The sequence below is a fragment of the Kutzneria kofuensis genome (genome assembly GCF_014203355.1).
Lineage (GTDB): Bacteria > Actinomycetota > Actinomycetes > Mycobacteriales > Pseudonocardiaceae > Kutzneria > Kutzneria kofuensis.
The window spans coordinates 7,020,197-7,041,625 of sequence record NZ_JACHIR010000001.1 but is presented as its reverse complement, the minus strand read 5'-3'; the positions used below and the strand labels follow the sequence as shown (position 1 = coordinate 7,041,625).

The following is a 21,429-nucleotide window of genomic DNA, read 5'->3' as shown; positions in this document are numbered from 1 at the left end:
AACGCTGGGACGGCCGTGCCAAAGACCGGAGACGAAAGAGCACAACGCATTTCGGGGCATGTTTCACGTTGCCGGGCACTAGGGCCGGTGTGGGTTGACGAAGCCGCCGCGCATGTCAACCCACACCGGGGTCTGTGCTGCTCCCTGGGGCGTACCCTGGTTGCTGAAACACACAGTAAACGTTTTCAATGGCGGTGTCCAGAGCGAAGGAGGAGCGAGCGGATGTTGCGCAGTCAACGGTGGTACGAGGGCGAGGGCCTGCGCGCGTTCAGCCACCGGACCCGGACCCGCCAGCTGGGCATCGGCGGGCCCGAGCACCTGGGCAAACCCGTCATCGCCATCGTCAACACGTGGACCGACCTCAACCCCTGCCACAGCCACCTGCGGGAACGCGCCGAGGCGGTCAAGCGCGGCGTGTGGCAGGCCGGCGGCTACCCGGTCGAGCTGCCGGCCGGCTCGATGGGCGGCGAGACGTTCCAGAAGCCCACCGCCATGCTGTACCGCAACCTGCTGGCGATGGAGACCGAGGAACTGCTGCGCTCCTACCCCGTCGACGGGGCCGTGCTGATGGGCGGCTGCGACAAGACCACGCCCGCGCTGCTGATGGGCGCGGCCAGCATGGACCTGCCGGCGATCTTCGTCCCGGCCGGCCCCATGCTGCGCGGCAACTGGCGCGGCGAGGTGCTGGGCAGCGGCAGCGACATGTGGAAGTACTGGGACGACCGCCGCGCCGGGCTCGTCGACGACCGGCAGTGGAGCGAGCTCGAGGAGGGCCTCGCCCGCTCCCCCGGCCACTGCATGACCATGGGCACCGCCTCCACGATGACCTCCGTCGCCGAGGTGCTGGGCATGACCCTGCCGGGGGCGGCGTCGATCCCGGCCGTCGACTCCGGCCACGAGCGGATGGCGGCGGCGTCCGGCATGCGCATCGTCGACATGGTCCGGGAGGACCTGCGGCCGTCCATGCTGCTGGACGAGCGCGCCTACCGGGACGCCATCACCACCGTGCTGGCGCTGGGCGGCTCCACCAACGCCGTCATCCACCTGGTCGCGATGGCCAACCGCACCGGCGTGAAGATCTCCGCCGACGACTTCGACGAGGCCTCGCGAACCGTCCCCGTGCTGGCCGATCTTCGCCCGAGCGGCCGGTTTCTCATGGAGGACTTCTACTACGCCGGCGGGCTGCGCGGCCTGCTGACCCGGCTACGCGACCGCCTGCACCTGGACCGGATGACCGCGTCCGGCAAGACCTTCGGCGAAACCCTTGCGGGCGCGGAAGTGTTCAACGACGAGGTCATCCGCACGCTCGACGATCCACTGGCCGCCGACGGCGGACTGGCCGTGCTGCGAGGGAACCTCGCGCCGGACGGGGCCGTCATCAAGCCCATCGCGGCCCGCCCCGAGCTGCTCAGCCACACCGGCCCGGCGATCGTCTTCGACGGCTACGGGGACCTGCAGCGCCGCATCGACGACGAGGACCTGCCCGTCACCGCGGACTCGGTGCTGGTGCTGCGGGGCGCCGGCCCGCTCGGCGGTCCGGGCATGCCGGAACACGGAATGCTGCCGATCCCGAAAAAGCTGCTGCGTGAGGGCATCCGCGATGTGGTACGGATTTCCGACGCGCGAATGAGCGGCACCAGTTACGGCACTTGCGTATTGCATGTTGCACCCGAATCACACGTCGGCGGACCGCTCGCATTACTCCGAACCGGTGACCTCATCACGTTGGACGTGACGAAACGGCTTTTGCACATGCATGTCGACGACGCGGAACTGGCCCGCCGGCGGGCGGCGTGGACGCCGCCGGAGCCGCGCTACACCCGAGGCTACGGGGCCATGTTCAGCCGGCACATCATGCAGGCGGACCAGGGCTGCGACTTCGACTTCCTGGCCCAGCCGGGTCGCACTCCGGAACCTGACGCGACCTGACGCGAAGATCCCGTACAGTTCCGGTTGCTGCAGGAAGGCAGGTGGGTGTCGGTGGCGGTGACCATCCGCGACGTGGCGCGGCAGGCACAGGTGTCGGTCGCCACGGTGTCGCGCGCGCTGACGTCCCCCGACCTGGTCCGCGCGACGACCAGGGAACGGGTCCTCGCGGTCGCGGCCGACCTGGGCTACCAGCCCAATCTGGCGGCCCGCGGGCTGATCACCGGCAAGACCGGCAACATCGGCATCGTGGTGCCCGACCTGAACAACCCGTTCTTCACCGGGGTGCTCAAGGGCGTGCAGAACCAGGCCCGGATGGCCAGCCACGCGGTGTTCGTCGCGGACAGCGACGAGGACCCGGCGGCCGAGGAGCAGCTGGTGCGCGCCATGGCCAAGCAGGTCGACGGCGTGATCCTGTGCTCGCCGGGCATCGACGAGCAGCAGGTGCGGGAGCTGGCCGACACGACGACCCTGGTGCTGCTGAACCGGCGGATGCGGAGCGTGCCGGCAGCGCTGATGAACAGCGGCTCCGGCATGCGGCAGGTCATCGACCACCTGGTGGCCCTCGGCCACCACCGCATCGCCTACCTGAACGGGCCTCGCACTTCGTGGTCCAACAAGGAGCGCCGTCGGGGCCTGCGCATCGCCGTGCAGAAGCACGACGTGGACCTGGTGGACATGGGACCGTTCCCGCCCCGCTACGAAGGCGGTCTGCAGGCGGCGGACCTGGCGATGGCGGAGAACGTCACGGCGATCGTGGCGTACAACGACATCATGGCGCTCGGTGTGCTGGCACGGCTGCGGGATCGCGGCGTGCGGGTGCCGGACGACGTGTCGCTCACCGGCTTCGACGACCTGATGTTCGGGGCGCTGTGCCAGCCGCCCTTGACCACGGTGGCGATGCCGGTGGTGCCGGCCGGGCGACTGGCCGTGGACCTGCTGCTGGACCGGTTGGCCAACCGGGACGCCGAGGTGCGGCACGATGAGCTGGACACCCAGCTCATCGTGCGCGCGACCACGGCGCCGCCGGCCTGAGTCGCTACGGCTTCGGGAGCGCGCAGCCGGCCTTGGTCAGGTCGACCGTGCTGCCCGTCATGCAGCCGGCCAGGAGGTAGGTCTCCTCGCCGTAGTTCGTTCCCTGGTGCACGGTGACGTTGCCGCTCTGGTCGACCTCACAGGGGTTGTCGACGGTGCAGCGCTCGCCGTCCTCGTTGCCCGTGTTGTTGATGCCGATGAGCTTGCCGTTGGGGTCCTCGATGGGCGAGCCGGAGGTGCCGCCGATGGTGTTGCAGGTGGACGTGTAGCGGATCGAGTCCTTCCAGGTCCAGTCGCCTTCCTTGAGGCGGTAGACGAAGCCGTCGATGTTGCAGCTGTAGATGCGCTTCCAGTAGCCGGAGACCACCTTGATCGCCGTGCCCGCCGTCGGGTGGGTGGTGGCGATCTCCAGCGGGCTGATGCCGTAGCTGGACCTGATCGCGTCGTAGGTGGTGTTGAGTTGGTAGAGCGTGATGTCCGTGTCGGTCATCGTGGCGTAGGCGACCTTGGTGGCGCGCAGGGTCGCCCTGTTGCTGCCCGTCGGGGAGAGCAGGGTGAAGGACCTCGTGGAGGACTTGTTCACCAGGACCTGGCCCGGGCTGAGGAAGCCGCCCTCGTAGCAGTGGCCGTTGGTGAGGACGAGGGCCGGGCCCGAGGTGGGGGCGCTGGCCAGTTTGACCAGGGAGCCCGAGCAGTTGCTCAGGGCGACGGTGCCGGAGAAGTCGATGGCCGACGGCGCGGCGGTTGCCGTCGGTGCTGTGACCGCCGTGGTCGCGAGCAGGGCGCCGAACAGTGTGCCGAGCAGTGCGCTGAGGCCGGGCTTGCGCATGGCAGGGGATCCTTCCCAGGACAGTGACACCGTGTAGCAGTAGTCCACCAGTTCAGCGCCCCTCCCCTCCCCCCGCCACCCGCCGAAAGTCGGTAATTTCACCCAAATCGGTGACATACCCGAACCAATCTTCAGCCTGTTTTCGCATTGCCATTTCGCCCACCGGCGATTCGAGTTCGATCTTGTTTACGAGTATTCTTTGAGGTATGGACTCGCCTCAGAGTTGGAGAAGGCAGTGCCGACCGGCGCCGTCTTTGATCTGCCCATGGGCGCGGATCCTGAACGGTTGTCAGCACAGGGGATGCTCGCCGCCATTGTCGTGGCCCGGAAGGCTCAGGCGCGGCTTGGGCACGTCGCCATGCGGCTGTTGAACGCGCTTGGCGACACGACCGAAGTAGCCCTGGCCACCCACCAGACCGAGCAGTCCGTTGTTCGCCAGAAGGTCCACGGTGCGAATGACTCCCGACGGCACCACCCATTGGACCACCCCGCAAGGCCGCCACTACACCAACCACCCTTCGAACACTGAACACAAAGGCATACGCCGCCGAGGCAGATGCCGCCGAGGACGGTGAGGCAAAAAGCGGCAAGAGGGAAAGGGCGGCCCGGCAACGACGGCATCCCCTCACCAACCTCCGCTACCCCAAACCGCGCACCCACCCCCACTACCCACCGTAACCCCATCTTGTAGGATTGTTGAACAAGACCTACCCTCCAGGGACCCCATCCCGTGAAGGAGGTCACATGGTCGTCCTCATCGGCGTCGCCCTGGTGGTGATCGGCTTCGCGCTGCGGCTGAATCCGATGCTGGTCGTCACCGTCTCCGGCATCGTCACGGCCCTGCTCGGCGGCCTCAACCCCGTCGCCATCCTGGACACCTTCGGCTCCGGTTTCGCCACGAACCGCTCGGTCACGATCTACGTGATCACCCTCCCGGCGATCGGCCTGCTCGAACGGTACGGCCTCCAGCAACAGGCCGCCCGTCTGATCGGCAAGCTCCGAGCCCTCACGACAGGTCGCCTCCTGGCGACGTACATGCTCATCCGCCAGGGCACGGCCGCCCTCGGCCTGACGGGCATGTGCGGCCCCGCCCAGACGGTCCGCCCGCTGATCTCCCCGATGGCCCTGGCCGCCGCCATCCGCCGCCACGGCGAACTCACCGACCCCCAGATCGAAAAGGTCAAGGCGTTCTCCGCCAGTTCCGACACGGTGGGCCTGTTCTTCGGTGAGGACATCTTCATCGCGGTCGGCTCGATCCTCCTGATCACGAGCCTGGTCGACTCCACCTACCACCTCAAGCTCGACGCCCTCCAGATCGCCGTCTGGGCGATCCCCACCGCCATCTGCGCCTACCTGATCCACGGCGCCCGCCTGCTCTGGCTGGACCGCACCCTCGCCCGCACGACGACGAAGCCGGAGGTGGCGGCGCGATGATCGACGCCGAGTGGCTGTACTGGCTGTGTGGCCTGTTCTTCCTCGTCGGCGCGGGCTTCAGCTACCGCCGCGCGCAGTACGGCGGCGCCGCGTTCTGGGCGCTGCTGGGCCTGTCCTTCTGCTACTCCACGTTCGTGGTCGACAAATCCGCCCCGCCCTGGCCGCTGGGCATCGCCGTGATCGTCATCGCCGGCCTCGCCGGCTTCGGCGCCCTCGGCCGGACGGAAATCGCCACCACCACCCAGGCCGACCGCATCACCGCCGCGAACACCCTGCGCGCCAAGCTCTTCGTGCCGGCGCTGATGATCCCGCTGGTCGCCCTGATCTTCGGCACGATGGTCGCGTCGATCACCGTCGGCGGAAAGCCGCTGCTGGCAACGGGAACCGCCACCCTCACCGGTCTCGGCGTCGGCGCGGTCGTCGCCACGGCCGTCGGCCTCGTGCTGCTGCGCCCCGCGGGCGGCCTCAGGCTCGCCCTCCCCCTGCAGGAGGGAACCCGCCTGCTGCAGTCCATCGGCTGGGCGGTGGTGCTGCCGCAGATGCTCGCCGTGCTGGGCCTGGTGTTCGCCACCTCGGGCGTCGGCACGGCGGTCGGCACGATCGTCTCCGGCGTGCTGCCGAAGGGCTCACTGCTGCTCGCGGTGATCGTCTACTGCCTCGGCATGGCGTTGTTCACGATCATCATGGGCAACGCGTTCGCCGCGTTCCCGGTGATGACCGCCGCGGTCGGCTGGCCGGTGCTGGTCCAGCAGTTCCACGGCAACCCGGCGATCGTGTTCGCGGTGGGCATGCTCGCCGGCTTCTGTGGCACGCTGTGCACGCCGATGGCGGCGAACTTCAACATCGTGCCGGCGGTGCTGTTGGAGATGAAGGACCGCTACGGCCCGATCAAGGCGCAGCTGCCGACCGCGGTGCCGCTGCTGGTGTGCAACATCGCGATCATGTACCTGATGGGATTCTGATGACCACAGTGCTGCTGACCGGGTTCGAGCCGTTCGGCGGGGACGCCGCCAATCCGTCGTGGGAGGCGGTCCGCCTGGTCGACGTGCCCGGTGTCGAGCTGGCCAAGCAGCTGCTGCCCTGCGTCTTCGGCGCCTCGATCACCGCCTTACGGCAGGCGGTCCGGGAGCACGACCCGGACGTGGTGATCGCCGTCGGCCTGGCCGGCGGGCGCGACGCGATCACGCCGGAGCGGGTGGCGATCAACCTGGACGACGCCAGGATCCCGGACAACGCCGGCCGGTCGCCGGTCGACGAGCCCATCGTCGACGGTGGCCCGGCCGCCTACTTCACGGGTCTGCCGGTCAAGGCCGGTGTCCAGGCGATGCAGGCGATGAACGTGCCGGCGGCGGTGTCGCACACCGCCGGCACGTTCGTCTGCAATCACGTGTTCTACGGCCTGATGCACCTGATCGCCACGGAGCGGCCGCACGTGCGCGGCGGCTTCGTGCACGTGCCCTACAGCGCCGAGATGGCGGTCCCGGACCAACCGGCGCTGTCCACCCGAACCATCGCCGACGGGCTCGCCACCTTCACCCGCGCCTGTGTCGAGACCTCCGATGACCTGCGCATCACGGGCGGCGCGCTGCACTGACCGCTGTCAAGTGGTCTTTCGACGTCTTGTGCCATCCTGACGCGCCTTGTGTGATGGGCCACACCGCCCATCTCGACAAGGAGGTCCGATGTCTGTCCGGTTACGGCTGGCGGCGATCGGGGTCGCGGTGGCCACCGCGGCGGCCGGTCTGGCGCTGGTCTCGGCCCCGGCGGCCGTCGCGCTGGACAACGGTCTGGCGCGCACCCCGCAGATGGGGTTCAACAACTGGAACGCGACGCATTGCAGCGGCGACTTCAACGAGGCGATGGTCAAGGGCATCGCCGACCTGTTCGTCTCGTCCGGGCTGAAGGACGCCGGCTACCAGTACGTCAACCTGGACGACTGCTGGGCGCTGCCCAGCCGCGACGCGAGCGGCAACCTGGTACCCGATCCGGTGCGTTTCCCCGACGGCATCAAGGCCGTCGCCGACTACGTGCACGCGAAGGGCCTCAAGTTCGGCCTCTATTCCAGCGCCGGCACGAAAACCTGCAACTCCGCGGGCTTCCCCGGCGGTCTCGGGCACGAGAAGCAGGACGCCGCGTTGTGGGCGTCGCGGGGCGTGGACTACCTGAAGTACGACAACTGCAACAACCAGGGCGTCGACGCCGTGCAGCGCTACACCGCGATGCGGGACGCGCTCGCCGCTACCGGCCGGCCGATCCTGTACAGCCTGTGCGAGTGGGGCCAGAACCAGCCGTGGAACTGGGCCACCGACGTCGGCAACTCCTGGCGCACCACCGGTGACATCAGCGACAAGTTCAGCTCGATGCTGGCCAACTTCAAGAAGAACGTCGTGCTGGCGCAGTACGCCGGCCCGGGGCACTGGAACGACCCGGACATGCTCGAGGTCGGCAACGGCGGCATGACCGACACCGAGTACCGCAGCCACTTCAGCCTGTGGTCGATCATGGCGGCGCCGCTGCTGATCGGCAGCGACATCCGCAAGGCGACGCCGGCCACGATGAGCATCCTGACCAACAGGGACATCATCGCCGTCGACCAGGATCCGTTGGGAATTCAGGGAACCGAGTTGTCCAACGCGAACGGCCTGCACGTCATCGCCAAGCCGCTGGCCAACGGTGACCGTGCCGTGGCGCTGTTCAACGAGAACACCACGCCGGCGACGATCAGCACCACCGCTGCCGCCGTCGGCCTGCCGAAGGCGTTCGGCTACCAGCTCGACGACCTGTGGTCGCACCGGACCACCGAGACCGCCGGCAAGATCAGCGCAACCGTGCCCGCGCACGGCACCGCGATGTTCCGGGTGCACTCGGGCGGCGACTGGTGGTCGAACCCGCCGGCCGTGCACACCAGCGCCGACCTGCCGGTCCCCTATCCCGGCGCGCCCGCGCTCGTGCAGCCCGGCACCACGACCACCGTCACCACTGTCACCAGCAACGACGGTGTCCTGCCCGGACTTTTCGGTGACGTCAAGCTCACCGGCCCCGCCGGCTGGACGGTCAAGGCGACGACGACGACGTTCTACCCCGTGCTGCCGCCCGGCCATGACGTGTCGACCAAGTGGTCCGTCACCACGCCGGCCGGTACTCCGCCCGGCAGCTATCCCCTGCACGTCAGCACAACCTACGCACCAGGTAGGTCCACTGTGGACTACGACATGACGGTGTCGGTTGCCACTCCGCTGGCCGTTGGCACGACCGGGCTCGGTGACGACCCCTGGCTGTCCGCCGACAACGGTTACGGGCCGGTGGAACGCAACACCAGCAACGGCGAGTCCAAGGCCGGCGACGGGCACCCCATCAAGCTCGGCGGCGTCACGTACGCCAAGGGCCTCGGCACCAACGCGCCCAGCACCATCACCTACTACCTCGGCGGCCGCTGCTCCACGATCAGCAGCACCGTCGGTCTCGACGACGAGAAGACCGGCGCTGGCTCAGTGACGTTCGAGATCTGGGCCGACGGCAAGAAGGTCGCCGACTCCGGCCTGATCAAGCGCGGCGACCCCGCGCAGACCCTCACCGCCGACGCCACCGGCGCGAGCCTGCTCCGGCTCATCGTCACCGACGGCGGCGACGGCAACACCAACGACCACGCCGACTGGGCCAACGCCCAGATCACCTGCGCGTGAACCAACTCCGGCGAGTCGCGCTCACACCGTGGGCGTGACTCGCCGGCCCGTCTCGACGGTACGCACCGAGCGGCTGGACAGGGCGGCGACGGTCGCGACGACAACCACCGCGGCGCCGGCCAGCAGCACCGGCCGGGCCCCGAAGGCGGCGGCGACCGGGCCGGCGATGACCTGTCCCAACGGAATGGCGACGAAGGAGCCGACGGCGTCGTACGAGTACACCCGGGCCAACCGGTCGGCGGGAATGTTCTCCTGCAGCGAGACGTCCCAGGCGATGCCGGCCTGCTCCATGGTGAACCCGGTCAACGCCAGCGCGACCATCATGGCGATGGTGCCGGGCGCGACCGCCAGGGTGATCAACGGCACGGCCTCCAGCAGGACCAGGGTCACGCCGTAGAACAGCGCCCGCCGCGGCTGGAACCGAGCGGCGAGGAGGCCGCCGGCCAACGCCCCGACGGTCTCGGCGGCCAGGGCGAGACCCCAGCCGGCCCGGCCGAACGTCGCGTCGGCGATGCTCGGGCCGAGCACCTGGATCCCGCCCGCGTTGACCGCGTTGACGAACAGGAACTGCGCGACGATGACCCACAGCCAGGTCCGGCCGGTGAACTCCGTCCAGCCCTCCCGCAGATCGGCCAGCACATGGGACGGCTCCCGGGCGGGCTGCGGCACGCGGACCCGCACGTAGCAGAACGCCGCCAGCGCGAAGCTCACGGCGTCCACCGCGATGCACCAGCCGGGACCGATCACGACGACCAGCCCGCCGGCGACGGAACCACCGACGATCATGGCGAAGTTGTTGAGGATCCGGGTCGCCGCGTTGGCGGCGCGCAGGGCATCGGCCGGCACCGTCTGCGGTGTGAGCGCACTGGACGCGGGACTGAAGACAGCACCCAGCGCGCCGTTGACCGCGCTCAGCACGACCAACAGCGGCACGGATGCCGTCCCCGTCAACACGAGTGACGCCACGAGCGCCTGGGTTGTTCCCGCCGCGATGCTGGAGCCCTGCAGCACCGCTGCCCGCGGCAGCCGGTCCGCGATCACGCCACCCGCCAGCAGCACCACCACCATCGCCACCGACCGCCCGGCCACCACGACGCCGAGGTCGGCGGCCGAGCCGGTGAGGTCGAGCACGGCGAACGCCAGCGCGATAGGGGCCATGCCGTTGCCGACGAGGCTGACGGTTCGACCGACCGTCAGCCAGCAGAAGTCGCGATGCCGCAACAGGTCGCCGAACACCGGGCGAGCATGTCAGCCGACGACCACTCGCTGCGACCGGTTTTCTACAGGCAGGAGTAGACCGCCTCGATGAGCTCCATCTTGCGCGGGTCGTCGGCGATGACGTTGCCCATCAGGTTCATCACGTGACCGATGGCCAGACCGGCCTCGGGATCGGCGAGGCCGAACGAGCCGCCGAAGCCGTCGTGGCCGACGGCGCGCGGATTCGGTCCGTAATGGCCGTCGTCGCCCGACAACCACAGGCCCAATCCCAACTCCGTGGCCCGCCCGCCGAGGCCCGCGTCCCCGATCACCAGATCGACGCAGCGCCCCTGGCCTTCACGGGCGCGGTCGGCCTGCGCCGCCCCGAGCAGCCGTTGTCCGCCGGTGACACCGCCGAAGGCGAACGCCCCGTACAGGGCGGCCACCGCGCGGGCCGTCGCGTGACCGTTGGCGGCCGGGATCTCCGCGGCCCGCCAGAAGGCCGCATTGCCTTCCGCCGGACCCACCACCGGGTTGGTCAGCACGGCCAGCGCCACGGGATTGAGCTGCGCGAACATCGCCTGGAACGCGGCCGGGTCCTCGGGCGGCGGCTGCACGAGGGTGGCGGCCCGGTGGTGGTCCGCCGGCGACAGTCCGATCCGGAAGTCGGCGCCTGCCCGATCGGCCACCTCGCGGTGGAGGAAATCTCGCACCGACGAACCGGTCGTCCGGCGGATCAGTTCACCGACAAGGAAACCGTAGGTGAGCGCGTGGTAGCCGGATGCGGTCCCCGGCTCCCACCACGGCCGGGTGTCCGCCAGCCGAGTGATCATCAATTTCCAGTCGGCGAGGTCCTCGGCCGTGGTCGGCTCACGGAACGCGGCCAGTCCGGCACGGTGGGAGAGCAGGTGCCGGACGAGCACCGTGTCGTTCGTGAACTCCGGCCAGTACTTGCGGACGGGCTGGTCGGGGTCGAGCAGGCCGCGGTCGACCAGCATGTGGAACGCCAGCGCGACCACGCCTTTGGTGGTCGACCAGACGTTGACGACGGTGTCGGCCGCCCAGGGTCTGGACCGTTCGGGGTCGGCGTGCCCGCCCCAGATGTCCACCACGTCGCGATCACCGGCGCGCACCGCGACCGCGGCGCCGATCTGCCGGCCGTCGGCCAGCTGAGCTGCCAGAACGTCCCGGACGGGGGCAAATGCCGGGTCGCAGGTGCCATCGACGTTGAGGGCCGCCATGTCAACCACATCCTCACTGATCGGATACGGCTGTTGCTGGCGCAACAACATACCGACTGGTTGGTCTGACCTCAAGAGCGTGGCGCGGTTCACAGCGCCCGGGCGGGGCCAGCCGCGTGATCGATGGCCCGAAAAGGTCCCATGGTGTTGATTCAGGTTGCGAAGATCTCCTGTGTGGATCACCGTATGGGGACACCGGCCGTCGGCGGGCCCACCGGGGCACCGGGATTCGGCGCACCACGACCGGCGCTCGACACTGCTACTCCGCAAGCACCACCGGAGGACCCCGTGGTCGACACGCCTGCTCGGCCGAGTTGGACTACACCCCTGCCGCAACTGCCCACCCCTGCCGGCCCCGACGTCGCCGCACTGCACCGGCGGGCGGGCGGCGAGAACTTCACCGTCGCGAGCCTGCTGCTGCCGCCGCGGTTCCGCCGCAGGCTGATGTCGATCTACGCCTTCGCCCGTCTCGTCGACGACATCGGCGACGAGGCGCCCGGAGACCGGAACGCCCTGCTGGACAAGGTCGAACGCGACATCGACCGGATCTACGCCGGCTACGTCGCGACCGACGAGCTGTGGGCGGACCTGACGGTCACGGTGCACGAGTGCGGCATCCCGCGTACCCCGCTCGACCGTTTGGTGCAGGCCAACCGCCGCGACCAACAGATCAAGCGGTACCGCAGCTTCGACGACCTGCTCGGCTACTGCGAGCTGTCGGCCAACCCCGTTGGCCACCTTGTGCTGCACGTGTTCGACGCGATGTCATCGGAGCGCGCGGCGCTGTCGGACAAGGTGTGCTCCGCGCTGCAGGTGCTGGAGCACCTCCAGGACGTGGCCGAGGACTACCGCAACGACCGGATCTACCTGCCGGCCGACGACCTCGACCGGTTCGGCGTGAAGGAGGAGGATCTGGCCGCCACCAAGGCGAATCGGGAGGTGCGGGCGCTGATCGCGTTCGAGACCCAGCGCACGTTGCGGCTGCTGGACGAGGGAGCGGCCCTCGTGGGCACGTTGAGCGGAGTGGCCCGGCTGGCCGTCGCCGGTTACGTCGCGGGCGGGCGGGCCACCGCGGCCGCCATAGTCAACGCGCGTTTCGACGTGCTGACAACGACGCCACGACCACGTAAATCCCGCACGATCGCCGAACTCGCGCGGTCGCTCGGCGGTGGCCGGTGACCCAGACGCAGTTGACCGTCGACGCCGCATACGACTACTGCGAGCGGGTCACCGGTGAGCAGGCCAAGAACTTCTCCTACGGAATCCGCCTGCTGCCGCCGCTGAAGCGCCGCGCGCTCAGCGCCGTGTACGCGTTCGCCCGGCTCGTGGACGACATCGGCGACGGCGACGCGCCGACCGCGGAACGCCTGGCCGGCCTGAACGAAGTTCGTGAAAGGTTGCACAATCTCGCGGACCGCAAGGACGATCCGGTCGCCGTGGCGTTGAACGACGCCACGCTGCGGTTCGGCCTGCCGCTGGGCGCGTTCGACGAGCTGATCGACGGCTGCCAGGCCGACGTGCTCGGCGCGACGTACGAGAACTTCGAGGACCTGCGCCACTACTGCCGTTGCGTCGCCGGCTCGATCGGACGGTTGTCGCTGGCCGTGTTCGGCAGCCCGGACCAGGCCCGCGACGCGCAGCTGGCCGACGCGCTCGGCGTCGCCCTGCAGCTGACCAACATCCTGCGGGACGTGTTGGAGGACCGCCGCAACGGCCGGATCTACCTGCCGGCCGAGGATCTGCGCCGGTTCGGCTGCACGCTGGAACTCGACGCGCACGGCAACCTGGTCGACGACGAGGATGCGCTGTCGGCGCTGCTGGCGTACGAGGGCGCGCGGGCCGAGGAGTGGTACACGATCGGCCTGCGGCTGCTGCCCCGGTTGGACGGTCGCAGCCGGGCCTGCTGCGCCGCCATGGCCGGCATCTACCACCGCCTGCTGGCCCGCATGATGACCCGCCCGTGGCTGGTGCGAAGTTCCCGGACCTCGTTGCCGGACTGGGAGAAGGTCCTGGTGGCGGCGCGATCGCTGGCCGGGTCGCGGCCGTGACCGCGCGGGTGGTTGTCGTGGGCGGCGGCTTGGCCGGCCTCACCGCCGCCTGCGAACTGGCCGACCGCGGCCTGAATGTGACCCTGCTGGAGGCACGCGCCCGGCTCGGCGGCGTGACCTTCTCCTTCACCCGCGGCGATCTCGTCGTCGACAACGGGCAGCACGTGCTGCTCCGCTGCTACACCGCCTACCTGGACTTCCTGCGCAGGATCGGCGTCGCCCACCACATCGACATGCAGCCGAGGATGCACATCCCGGTGCAGGGCGTGGACGGCACGCTGGGTTCCTTGTCCCGCACGGCTTTGCCGGCTCCGCTGCACCTGCTCGGGTCGCTGGCCACGTACAAGCTGCTGTCCCCGGCGGACCGGCTGCGCGCCGCGCGGGTGGTGCCCGCCATGCGGCGGCTCGATCCGGCCGATCCCCGGCTCGACGAGCAGAGTCTCGGTGATTGGCTGCGCGAGCACGGTCAGAACGATGCGACGATTGCCGCGTTGTGGAACCTGATCACGGTGGCGGCGTTGAACTGTGACGCCGACGAGGCCTCGCTGGCGTTGGCGGCCAAGGTGTTCCGCACCGGGCTGCTCGACCGCAGCGAGAACTGCGACATCGGCGTCCCGGCGGTGCCGCTATCGGAGCTGCACGGCGAACCCGCCATGGCGTACCTGCGTGCACACGGCACACAGGTACGGCTGCGCGCCGCGGTGAAGGAGATCCGCCGTGACGGCAGCGGTTTCGAGGTCGTGACCGCCGAGGATACGGTGGCCGCGGACGCGGTGGTAGTGGCCACTCCGGCCGACGCCGCCGCCAAGCTGCTGCCCGATGTCGTCACCGAGGACCTGGGCCACTCGCCGATCTTCAACGTGCACGTGGTCTTCCCGCGGCGCGTCACCGACCTGCCCTTCGTCGCGGTGGTCGGCTCGCCGGTGCAGTGGGCGTTCGACCGGACCGCGGTGTCGGGCCTGACGCAGGGCCAGTACCTGGCCGTGTCGGTCTCCGCCGCCGGCGACTGGATCGACCAGCCCGTGCAGCAGCTGCGGGAGCTGTTCCTGCCGGAGATCAGCCGGGTGCTGCCCGGCGCCGCCGGGCAGGTTCCCACCGATTTTTTCGTCACCAAGGAGCGGACGGCCACCTTCCGGCAGCAGCCGGGCAGCGGCCGCCGGCGTGCGCAGCAGCGGACCGGCACGCCCGGTCTGGTGCTGGCGGGCGCGTGGACCGCGACGGGGTGGCCAGACACTATGGAGGGCGCCGTGCGCAGCGGACAGAACGCGGCAAGGTTGTTGCTGGAACAGCTTCCCGCCCCGGTGAGCGAGGTGGCCCGATGACCTCGACGCTGCCCCGTCCCGTGACCACCGCGGCCGACCTGGTGCAGCCGGCGATGCGGCGCGCGGTCGACACGCTCAACCCGTCCGTGCGGCACGTGGTGAGCTACCACCTCGGCTGGATCGACCCGGACGGCAAGCCCACGAACAGCAGTGGCGGCAAGGCTTTGCGGCCTGCGCTGGCCCTGCTGTCGGCCCAGGCCGCCGGCGGCACCGCCGAGCAGGGCGTTCCCGGCGCCGTTGCCGTGCAGTTCGTGCACGACTTCTCGCTGCTGCACGACGACGTCATGGACGGCGATGTGGAGCGCCGGCACCGGCCGACGGCGTGGAAGCTGTTCGGTGTGCCGGCGGCGATCCTGGCCGGCGACGCGCTGCTCACGCTGGCCGTGGAGGTGCTGCAGCCGGCCGCGTCGCCGGCGGCCACCGACAGCGTCACGCTGGCGGTGCAGGACCTGATCGCCGGGCAGAGCGCGGACCTGGAGTTCGAGCGGCGCCGGGACGTGACGTTGCACGAGTGCATCGACATGGCCAACGGCAAGACCAGCGCGCTGATGCGCTGCGCCGCCTCCATCGGCGCCATCCTGGCCGGCGCCTCGCCGGAGGTGGTCGACCGGCTCGCCGACTTCGGCATGCACCTCGGGCTGGCGTTCCAACTGGTGGACGACCTGCTCGGGATCTGGGGCGCGCCGGAGGTGACCGGCAAGGCGGTGCTCGCGGACCTGAAGGTGCGCAAGAAGTCCCTGCCGGTCGTCGCCGCACTGACGTCCGGCACCGCGGCCGGCGACGAGCTCGCCCGGCGGTACCTGGTCGACGGCCCGCCCGACGACGAGGAGCTGCCCGAGTTCGCCCGGCTCATCGAGCAGGCCGGCGGCCTGGCCTGGGCCGAGGCCGAGGCCGACCGGCAGGTGCGCGCCGCCGGCGAGTGTCTGGACGCCGTCGGCGCTCCCTCGGATATTCGGGAGGCTCTGTGGCAGATCACGCACTTCGTAGCCAACAGGGATCAATGAAGGCGCGATCGGTGAGCGACGATGTCATCGACCTGGCCCGGCGGAAGGCCATCGACCACCTGGTGTCGCTGCAGGACGGCGACGGCTGGTGGAAGGGCGAGCTGGAAACGAACGTCACGATGGACGCCGAGGACATGCTGATGCGGCAGTTCCTCGGTATCCGGGAGCCGGTCGGCACCGCGGAGACCGCCAACTGGATCCGCTCCCAGCAGCGCGAGGACGGCACCTGGGCCACCTTCTACGGCGGTCCCGGCGAGCTGTCCACCACGGTCGAGGCGTACACCGCGCTGAAGCTGGCCGGCGATCCCGCCGACGCCGACCACATGGTCAGGGCCCGGCAGTTCGTGCTGGACAACGGCGGCATCGAGAACAGCCGGGTGTTCACCCGCATCTGGCTGGCGATGGTCGGCGAATGGTCGTGGGACCGGCTGCCGGTGCTGCCGCCGGAGATGATCCTGCTGCCCAAGTGGTTCCCGCTCAACATCTACGACTGGGGCTGCTGGGCCCGGCAGACCGTGGTGCCGCTGACCATCGTCGGCTCGATGCGGCCGTCCCGGCCGATGGGCGTCTCCGTGGCGGAGCTGAGGACCGGCCGCCCCGACAAGCCGTTCGAGCCGGCGCTGAGCTGGGCCGGCTTCTTCCAGCGCCTGGACAAGGTGCTGCACCTGCACGCGAAGCTGCCGGTCAAACCGCTGCGCGAGTACTCCATCCGCAAGGGCGTCAAGTGGATCCTGGAGCGGCAGGAGGCGGACGGCGGGTGGGGCGGCATCCAACCGCCGTGGGTGTATTCCATCCTGGCCCTGCACCTGCGCGGCTACCCGCTGGACCACCCGGTGCTGCGCAAGGCCTTCGACGGCCTGGAGTCGTTCACCATCAAGGAGAACGGAGTCCGCCGGTTGGAGGCGTGCCAGTCCCCGGTGTGGGACACGGCGTTGGCGGTCACGGCGTTGTTGGACGCCGGCATGCCGCCGGACGACCCGGTGCTCAAGGGCGCCGGGAACTGGCTGCTGAACGAGGAGGTCACGGTCCGCGGCGACTGGGCCGTGCGCCGGCCCTCGCTGCCGCCGGGTGGTTGGGCGTTCGAGTTCGAGAACGACAACTACCCGGACGTCGACGACACCGCCGAGATCGTGCTGGCGCTGCGGCGCATGCTGCCGGCCGACGAGCCGGCGGTGCGCCGGGCCGTCGAGTGGACCATCGGCATGCAGTCCAAGGACGGCGGCTGGGGCGCGTTCGACGCCGACAACACCCGGCGGCTGGCCGAGAAGCTGCCGTTCTGCGACTTCGGCGCCGTCATCGATCCGCCGTCGGCGGACGTCACCGCGCACGTGGTGGAAATGCTGGCGGCGGAAGGACTCACCGGGCTGCAGCCGGCCCGGCGGGGCATCAAGTGGCTGCTGGACAACCAGGAGGCCGACGGCTCGTGGTTCGGCCGGTGGGGCGCGAACCACATCTACGGCACCGGGGCCGTGGTGCCGGCGTTGATCGCCGCCGGCATCCCGACCGTGCACCCGGCGATCCGGCGGGCCGTGAAGTGGTTGGAGCAGCACCAGAACGCCGACGGCGGGTGGGGCGAGGACCTTCGGTCCTATCGGGACAAGTCGTGGATCGGGCGGGGCGACTCGACCGCGTCGCAGACGGCGTGGGCGCTGCTCGCGCTGCTGGCGGCCGGCGAGCGCGGCGCCGCGACCGAGCGGGGCATCCGCTGGCTCGTCGCGACGCAGCGTCCCGACGGGACGTGGGACGAGCCGCAGTTCACCGGCACCGGCTTCCCCGGCGACTTCTACATCAACTATCACCTGTACCGCCTGGTCTTCCCGTTGACGGCGCTCGGTCGGTATCTCGATGGCTGATCTCGTCGTCGCCACCGCGCTGCGGATCGAGCGGTTCGCGCTGCGGCGCGGGCTGCGCGGCGTGCCGGTGATCGCGGTCGGGATGGGTGTCCGGCACCCGTCCCGGCTCGCGCTGCCGCCCGGCGCGGCGCTGGTCGTCGCCGGTGTCGCCGGGGCGCTCGTCGACGGGCTGGCCCCCGGCGACCTCGTCGTCGATGACCGTGAGCTGGCGTTGTCGTTGCGTGGCAACGGTTTCACCGTGCACCACGGTGTCGTCGCCGACAGCGACCACGTCGTTGGCTCGGCCGAACGCTCGGAGCTGGCCGCCCGTACCGGTGCGCTGGCGGTGGACATGGAGTCCGCCGGCGTGCTCGCACTCGCCGGCGATCGCCCGCACGCCGTGGTGCGCGCGATCGTCGACACGCCGTCCCGGCCACTGCTGGGACCGGCGACCCTCGGCGGCGGGATCACGGCGCTGCGCCGGCTCGCCGCAATCGGCCCGGTGCTGCGGCACTGGGCGGACACGAAAGTGAAAGAGGTACGACAGTGAACATGCCGTTGCACCAGAGCCTGCGGATCGCCGGCTATCTGCTCGGGCAGAAGCTGCGCCGGCGCGAGAAGTTCCCGCTCATCGTGGAGCTGGAGCCGCTGTTCGCCTGCAACCTCAAATGCGCGGGCTGCGGCAAGATCCAGCAGCCGCACGACCTGCTGCGCCAGCGCATGCCGGTCGAGCGTGCGGTCAACGCCATCGAGGAGTGCGGCGCCCCGATGGTCTCGATCGCCGGCGGCGAGCCGCTGATGCACCCGCAGATCGACGAGATCGTCAACGAGCTGGTCAAGCGCAAGAAGTACGTGTTCCTGTGCACCAACGCGGTGCTGCTGCGCAAGCGGATCGACAAGTTCGACTTCAAGCCGTCCAAGTACTTCGCGTTCGCCGTGCACATCGACGGGCTGCGCGAGCGCCACGACGCCTCGGTGGACAAGGAGGGCGTGTTCGACGAGGCCGTGGAGGCGGTGAAGGAACTGCAGAAGCGCGGGTTCCGGGTCACCACCAACACCACCTTCTTCAACACCGACACGCCGCAGACCGTCATCGAGGTGCTGGACTACCTCAACGACGACCTCAAGGTCAGCGAGATGATGATCTCGCCGGCGTACGCCTACGAGAAGGCGCCCGACCAGGAGCACTTCCTCGGCGTGCAGGAGACCCGGGAGCTGTTCCGCAAGGCCTTCGCCGACGGGCGGCGCAAGCGCTGGCGCCTCAACCACTCCCCGCTGTTCCTGGACTTCCTCGAGGGCAAGGTGGACTTCTCCTGCACCGCGTGGGGCATTCCGTCCTACTCGCTGCTGGGCTGGCAGAAGCCGTGCTACCTGATGTCCGACGGGTACGCCAAGACGTACCGGGAACTCATCGAGGAGACCGACTGGGACGCCTACGGCCGGGGCAAGGACCCGCGCTGCGCCAACTGCATGGCGCACTGCGGCTACGAGCCCACCGCCGTGCTGGCCACGCTCGGTTCGCTCAAGGAGTCCTTGCGCGCCGCAGTCGGTCGGTGACGAAGTAGACGATGGTCGCCAGGATGCCGACGGTCACCACGTAGATCGGCATCCAGGCGGCCGCCAGTGCGGCGCCGACGAAGACCATTGTGGACAGAACCGTCGGGGTGTAGCGGCGGTCGTTGCGGATCAGGCTGCGCAGGTGGGCCCGGACCGGCTTGGCCAGGCGGCCGATCAGCCGTGCCACCATGACCAGCCAGAGGATCGCCAGCAGTCCGGCCACCGTCGCGGGAAAGGCCGGGCCGCCCTCGTACGCGATCGTGATGAAGCCGGCGCCGATGAAAACCGTCTGCGCGGCCAGGCGTGCGCCCCTGAGGACGCGCCGGCAGATGATGTCGATGTTGTCCCGGGCCACCTGCAGCGTCGGGTTCTCCGCCAGCGCCGCGGCGAAGCCCGCCGTCGCCGCCTTCAGGTTGTTGCCGCGCAGCTCGATCGTCGCCAGGTTGTTGCGGGCGGCGGCGTTTTCCGGGTCGATCCGCAGCGCCTCGCGGTAGTTCCGCTCCGCCTCCGGGAGGTTGCCCCTCGCGCCGGCGAGCATGCCGCGCGTCAGGTGCGTCTCCGCGTACAGCGGCGCCAGTTGCACCGCCCGGTCCGCCGCCCCCGCCGCCTCCAGGTAGTACTGGTCGAGCCGTGGGATCATCGCCGTCACCAGCACCACGTACTGCTGCCACTGGTGCGGGGCCAGCCGGATGGCTTCCCGGGCCGCGTGGATCGCCTCGTCGTGGCGGCCGAGCTTGTGCAGCGCAAGCGCTTGCAGCCGGTGCGCCCACTCACTGTCCGGAGTGGACGCCAGCGCCTGTCTCGCCGCGTACAGCATCCCGTTCAGGTCGCCCGACTTCTGCTCGCACTGGGACAGCAGGCACCAGGCCTCGGTCGAGGCCGGGTCGTCCGCGATGGCCTTCGCCAGCTCTTCCTTGGCCTGTTCGTGGCGGCCGAGGTCGAGCAGCGTGCGGGCGCGGGCGATGCTGTCCATTCAGGCCAGCCGGTACTTCTTCAGGTAGGCGAGGAGTTCGTCGTACACGCCGCCCTCGTTCGCGAACATCGCCACGTTGCGCGCCGCCGCGAACCACGGCCCCGTCGACGGCTTGACCTCTTTCAGCGCCTCTTCCAGGTCCGCCATCCCGATCATGCGGGTCCGGCCGTTGCGCACCGAGTCCAGCAGCGCCTTCTCCGCCGCCACGTCGCAGGCGTGCGCCAGGTCCGCGCCCGAGTAGCCGTCCGTCCGCTTCGCCAGCCTCGGGATGTCGATGCCTTCCGCGTGCCGGTCCGTCAGGTGGTAGCGCAGGATCGCCTCTCGCGCCGGCGTGTCCGGCGGTAACACCAGCAGCGTCCGGTCGAACCGGCCCGGCCTGCGCAGCGCCGTGTCCACGTCCCAGGGGTGGTTCGTCGCCGCCAGCACGAAGACGCCCTCGTTGCTGTCCCTGGCGTTGTCCAGCTCCACCAGCAGCTGGTTCACCGTGCCTCGCATCGCCGACGACCTCAGCTGGCTCCGCTTCTGCCCGAGCGCGTCCACCTCGTCCAGGAACACCACGCAGGGCGCGTTCCTCCGGGCCGTCTCGAACACCTCGTGCAGGTTGCGCTCCGACTGGCCGATGTACATGTTCAGCACGTCCGACAACGTGACGGAGATGAACCTCGCCCCCAGCTCCCCCGCCACCGCCCGGGCCACGAAGGTCTTCCCGCACCCCGGCGGACCGTACAGCATCAGCCCGCCTCGCATGTTCTTCCCGTACAGCCGGCGGAGTTCCGGGTTCCTCATCGGGGCCAGGAAGGCTGCCTCCAGCCGCTCCTTCACCGCCTTCAGGCCGCCCACGTCCTTCAACGTGATCCGGCCCTCTTCGACGTCGAGGAACCCCAGTTCCTCCTCGGCGGCCGCCCAGTCGAACACCGGCTCCGCCACCCGCTCCGGCTCCGCCTTCTCGGCCCTCGGCTCCTGCCGCCGCTCCGGCTCCGCCCTTCGCAACTCGGGGTTCGGCTCCGCCTTCGCCCGTGCCGCCTCCGGCTCCTCCGCCTTCGCGACTTCCGGCTTCGCCCCGGCCTCTCCCGGCTTACCCAGCGCCCTTTGCAGCACCTCACGGGCCACCTGCGACGTCGGCTCGTGCTGCAACGCCGTCGCCGCCTGCTCCGCCGCCCCCTCGGCGTCCCCCGCCGCCAGCAGCTGCTCCGCCAGGTGCAACCGCAACGTCACGTCCCCCGGCACCGCCTCCACCGCCGCGCGCAAGCTACGGATCAACGGCGTGTCCGACACTCGGGCCCTCCCCTACACCAGGATCCCGCCAGTCTATCCCGCCGAACACCGCAAGGGTCTGCTCCGATCTCGA

At 69.9% G+C, this 21,429-nt stretch carries 19 protein-coding genes; 13 read left to right on the top strand and 6 right to left on the bottom strand.

Annotated elements, in window-relative coordinates; all coding sequences use genetic code 11:
- Positions 1-156: 156 nt before the first annotated feature.
- Both araD and BJ998_RS32320 read left to right on the top strand, forming a co-directional pair.
- On the top strand, positions 157-1,929 hold the full coding sequence (araD, locus tag BJ998_RS32325; RefSeq protein WP_281393383.1) for an L-arabinonate dehydratase: 1,773 nt from the start codon (positions 157-159) through the stop codon (positions 1,927-1,929).
- 51 nt (positions 1,930-1,980) lie between these two features.
- Positions 1,981-2,961 carry a LacI family DNA-binding transcriptional regulator gene (locus tag BJ998_RS32320; RefSeq protein WP_184867102.1) on the top strand — a complete coding sequence of 327 codons (981 nt, stop codon included), beginning with the start codon at positions 1,981-1,983 and terminating at the stop codon, positions 2,959-2,961.
- 4 nt (positions 2,962-2,965) lie between these two features.
- On the opposite strand, the gene BJ998_RS32315 is transcribed toward BJ998_RS32320, so the two are convergent.
- Together BJ998_RS32315 and BJ998_RS32310 are read right to left on the bottom strand one after the other, a co-directional pair.
- Positions 2,966-3,790 (bottom strand): S1 family peptidase, encoded by an 825-nt coding sequence (locus BJ998_RS32315; protein ID WP_184867101.1) that lies wholly within the window; start codon positions 3,788-3,790, stop codon positions 2,966-2,968.
- 289 nt (positions 3,791-4,079) lie between these two features.
- Complete coding sequence (locus BJ998_RS32310; RefSeq protein ID WP_184867100.1) at positions 4,080-4,238, bottom strand: hypothetical protein; 159 nt, start codon at positions 4,236-4,238, stop codon at positions 4,080-4,082.
- A 296-nt stretch (positions 4,239-4,534) separates the two neighbouring features.
- On the opposite strand from BJ998_RS32310, the gene BJ998_RS32305 reads away from it, so the two are divergent.
- From BJ998_RS32305 to BJ998_RS32290, 4 genes are all read left to right on the top strand, one after another.
- On the top strand, positions 4,535-5,224 hold the full coding sequence (locus tag BJ998_RS32305; protein ID WP_184867099.1) for a DUF969 domain-containing protein: 690 nt from the start codon (positions 4,535-4,537) through the stop codon (positions 5,222-5,224).
- Entirely contained in the window at positions 5,221-6,186 is a 966-nt protein-coding gene (locus BJ998_RS32300; protein WP_184867098.1) for a DUF979 domain-containing protein, read from the top strand. The genes BJ998_RS32305 and BJ998_RS32300 overlap by 4 nt, the downstream gene beginning before the upstream one ends.
- Entirely contained in the window at positions 6,186-6,818 is a 633-nt protein-coding gene (gene pcp / locus BJ998_RS32295; RefSeq protein WP_184867097.1) for a pyroglutamyl-peptidase I, read from the top strand. The genes BJ998_RS32300 and pcp overlap by 1 nt, the downstream gene beginning before the upstream one ends.
- Before the next feature lie 88 nt (positions 6,819-6,906).
- On the top strand, positions 6,907-8,907 hold the full coding sequence (locus tag BJ998_RS32290; RefSeq protein WP_184867096.1) for an NPCBM/NEW2 domain-containing protein: 2,001 nt from the start codon (positions 6,907-6,909) through the stop codon (positions 8,905-8,907).
- 21 nt (positions 8,908-8,928) lie between these two features.
- Here BJ998_RS32290 and BJ998_RS32285 read toward each other — a convergent pair whose 3' ends face one another.
- A complete protein-coding gene (locus BJ998_RS32285; protein WP_184867095.1) occupies positions 8,929-10,143 on the bottom strand; it encodes an MFS transporter in 1,215 nt (404 codons plus the stop codon).
- Between the two features lie 44 nt (positions 10,144-10,187).
- Positions 10,188-11,345 (bottom strand): serine hydrolase domain-containing protein, encoded by a 1,158-nt coding sequence (locus BJ998_RS32280; protein WP_184867094.1) that lies wholly within the window; start codon positions 11,343-11,345, stop codon positions 10,188-10,190.
- A gap of 288 nt (positions 11,346-11,633) precedes the next feature.
- Here BJ998_RS32280 and hpnC point away from each other — a divergent pair, with 288 nt between their 5' ends.
- From hpnC to hpnH, 7 genes are read left to right on the top strand one after another with little or no spacing between them, the layout of a single operon-like run.
- Positions 11,634-12,524 (top strand): squalene synthase HpnC, encoded by an 891-nt coding sequence (hpnC, locus tag BJ998_RS32275; protein WP_312890430.1) that lies wholly within the window; start codon positions 11,634-11,636, stop codon positions 12,522-12,524.
- Positions 12,521-13,393 (top strand): presqualene diphosphate synthase HpnD, encoded by an 873-nt coding sequence (hpnD, locus tag BJ998_RS32270; protein ID WP_376775945.1) that lies wholly within the window; start codon positions 12,521-12,523, stop codon positions 13,391-13,393. The genes hpnC and hpnD overlap by 4 nt, the downstream gene beginning before the upstream one ends.
- Positions 13,390-14,715, top strand: coding sequence for a hydroxysqualene dehydroxylase HpnE (hpnE, locus tag BJ998_RS32265; RefSeq protein ID WP_312890429.1), 1,326 nt, complete (start codon positions 13,390-13,392; stop codon positions 14,713-14,715). Before hpnD ends, hpnE begins: the two co-directional genes overlap by 4 nt.
- On the top strand, positions 14,712-15,719 hold the full coding sequence (locus BJ998_RS32260; RefSeq protein WP_184867092.1) for a polyprenyl synthetase family protein: 1,008 nt from the start codon (positions 14,712-14,714) through the stop codon (positions 15,717-15,719). The genes hpnE and BJ998_RS32260 overlap by 4 nt, the downstream gene beginning before the upstream one ends.
- 11 nt (positions 15,720-15,730) lie before the next feature.
- Positions 15,731-17,572 (top strand): squalene--hopene cyclase, encoded by a 1,842-nt coding sequence (gene shc / locus BJ998_RS32255; protein ID WP_312890428.1) that lies wholly within the window; start codon positions 15,731-15,733, stop codon positions 17,570-17,572.
- Positions 17,565-18,101: a nucleoside phosphorylase-I family protein gene (locus BJ998_RS32250; RefSeq protein ID WP_184867090.1), complete on the top strand. Its 537-nt coding sequence runs from the start codon at positions 17,565-17,567 to the stop codon at positions 18,099-18,101. Before shc ends, BJ998_RS32250 begins: the two co-directional genes overlap by 8 nt.
- A complete protein-coding gene (gene hpnH, locus BJ998_RS32245; RefSeq protein ID WP_184867089.1) occupies positions 18,098-19,108 on the top strand; it encodes an adenosyl-hopene transferase HpnH in 1,011 nt (336 codons plus the stop codon). Before BJ998_RS32250 ends, hpnH begins: the two co-directional genes overlap by 4 nt.
- Here hpnH and BJ998_RS32240 read toward each other — a convergent pair.
- Both BJ998_RS32240 and BJ998_RS32235 read right to left on the bottom strand, forming a co-directional pair.
- Positions 19,074-20,081, bottom strand: a complete 1,008-nt coding sequence (locus BJ998_RS32240) for a tetratricopeptide repeat protein (RefSeq protein ID WP_184867088.1) — start codon at positions 20,079-20,081, stop codon at positions 19,074-19,076. The two genes, hpnH and BJ998_RS32240, sit on opposite strands and share 35 nt — an antisense overlap.
- The gene (locus BJ998_RS32235; protein WP_184867087.1) at positions 20,082-21,341 is read right to left on the bottom strand and encodes an ATP-binding protein; all 1,260 of its coding nucleotides are present in this window, start codon (positions 21,339-21,341) and stop codon (positions 20,082-20,084) included.
- Positions 21,342-21,429: the final 88 nt, after the last annotated feature.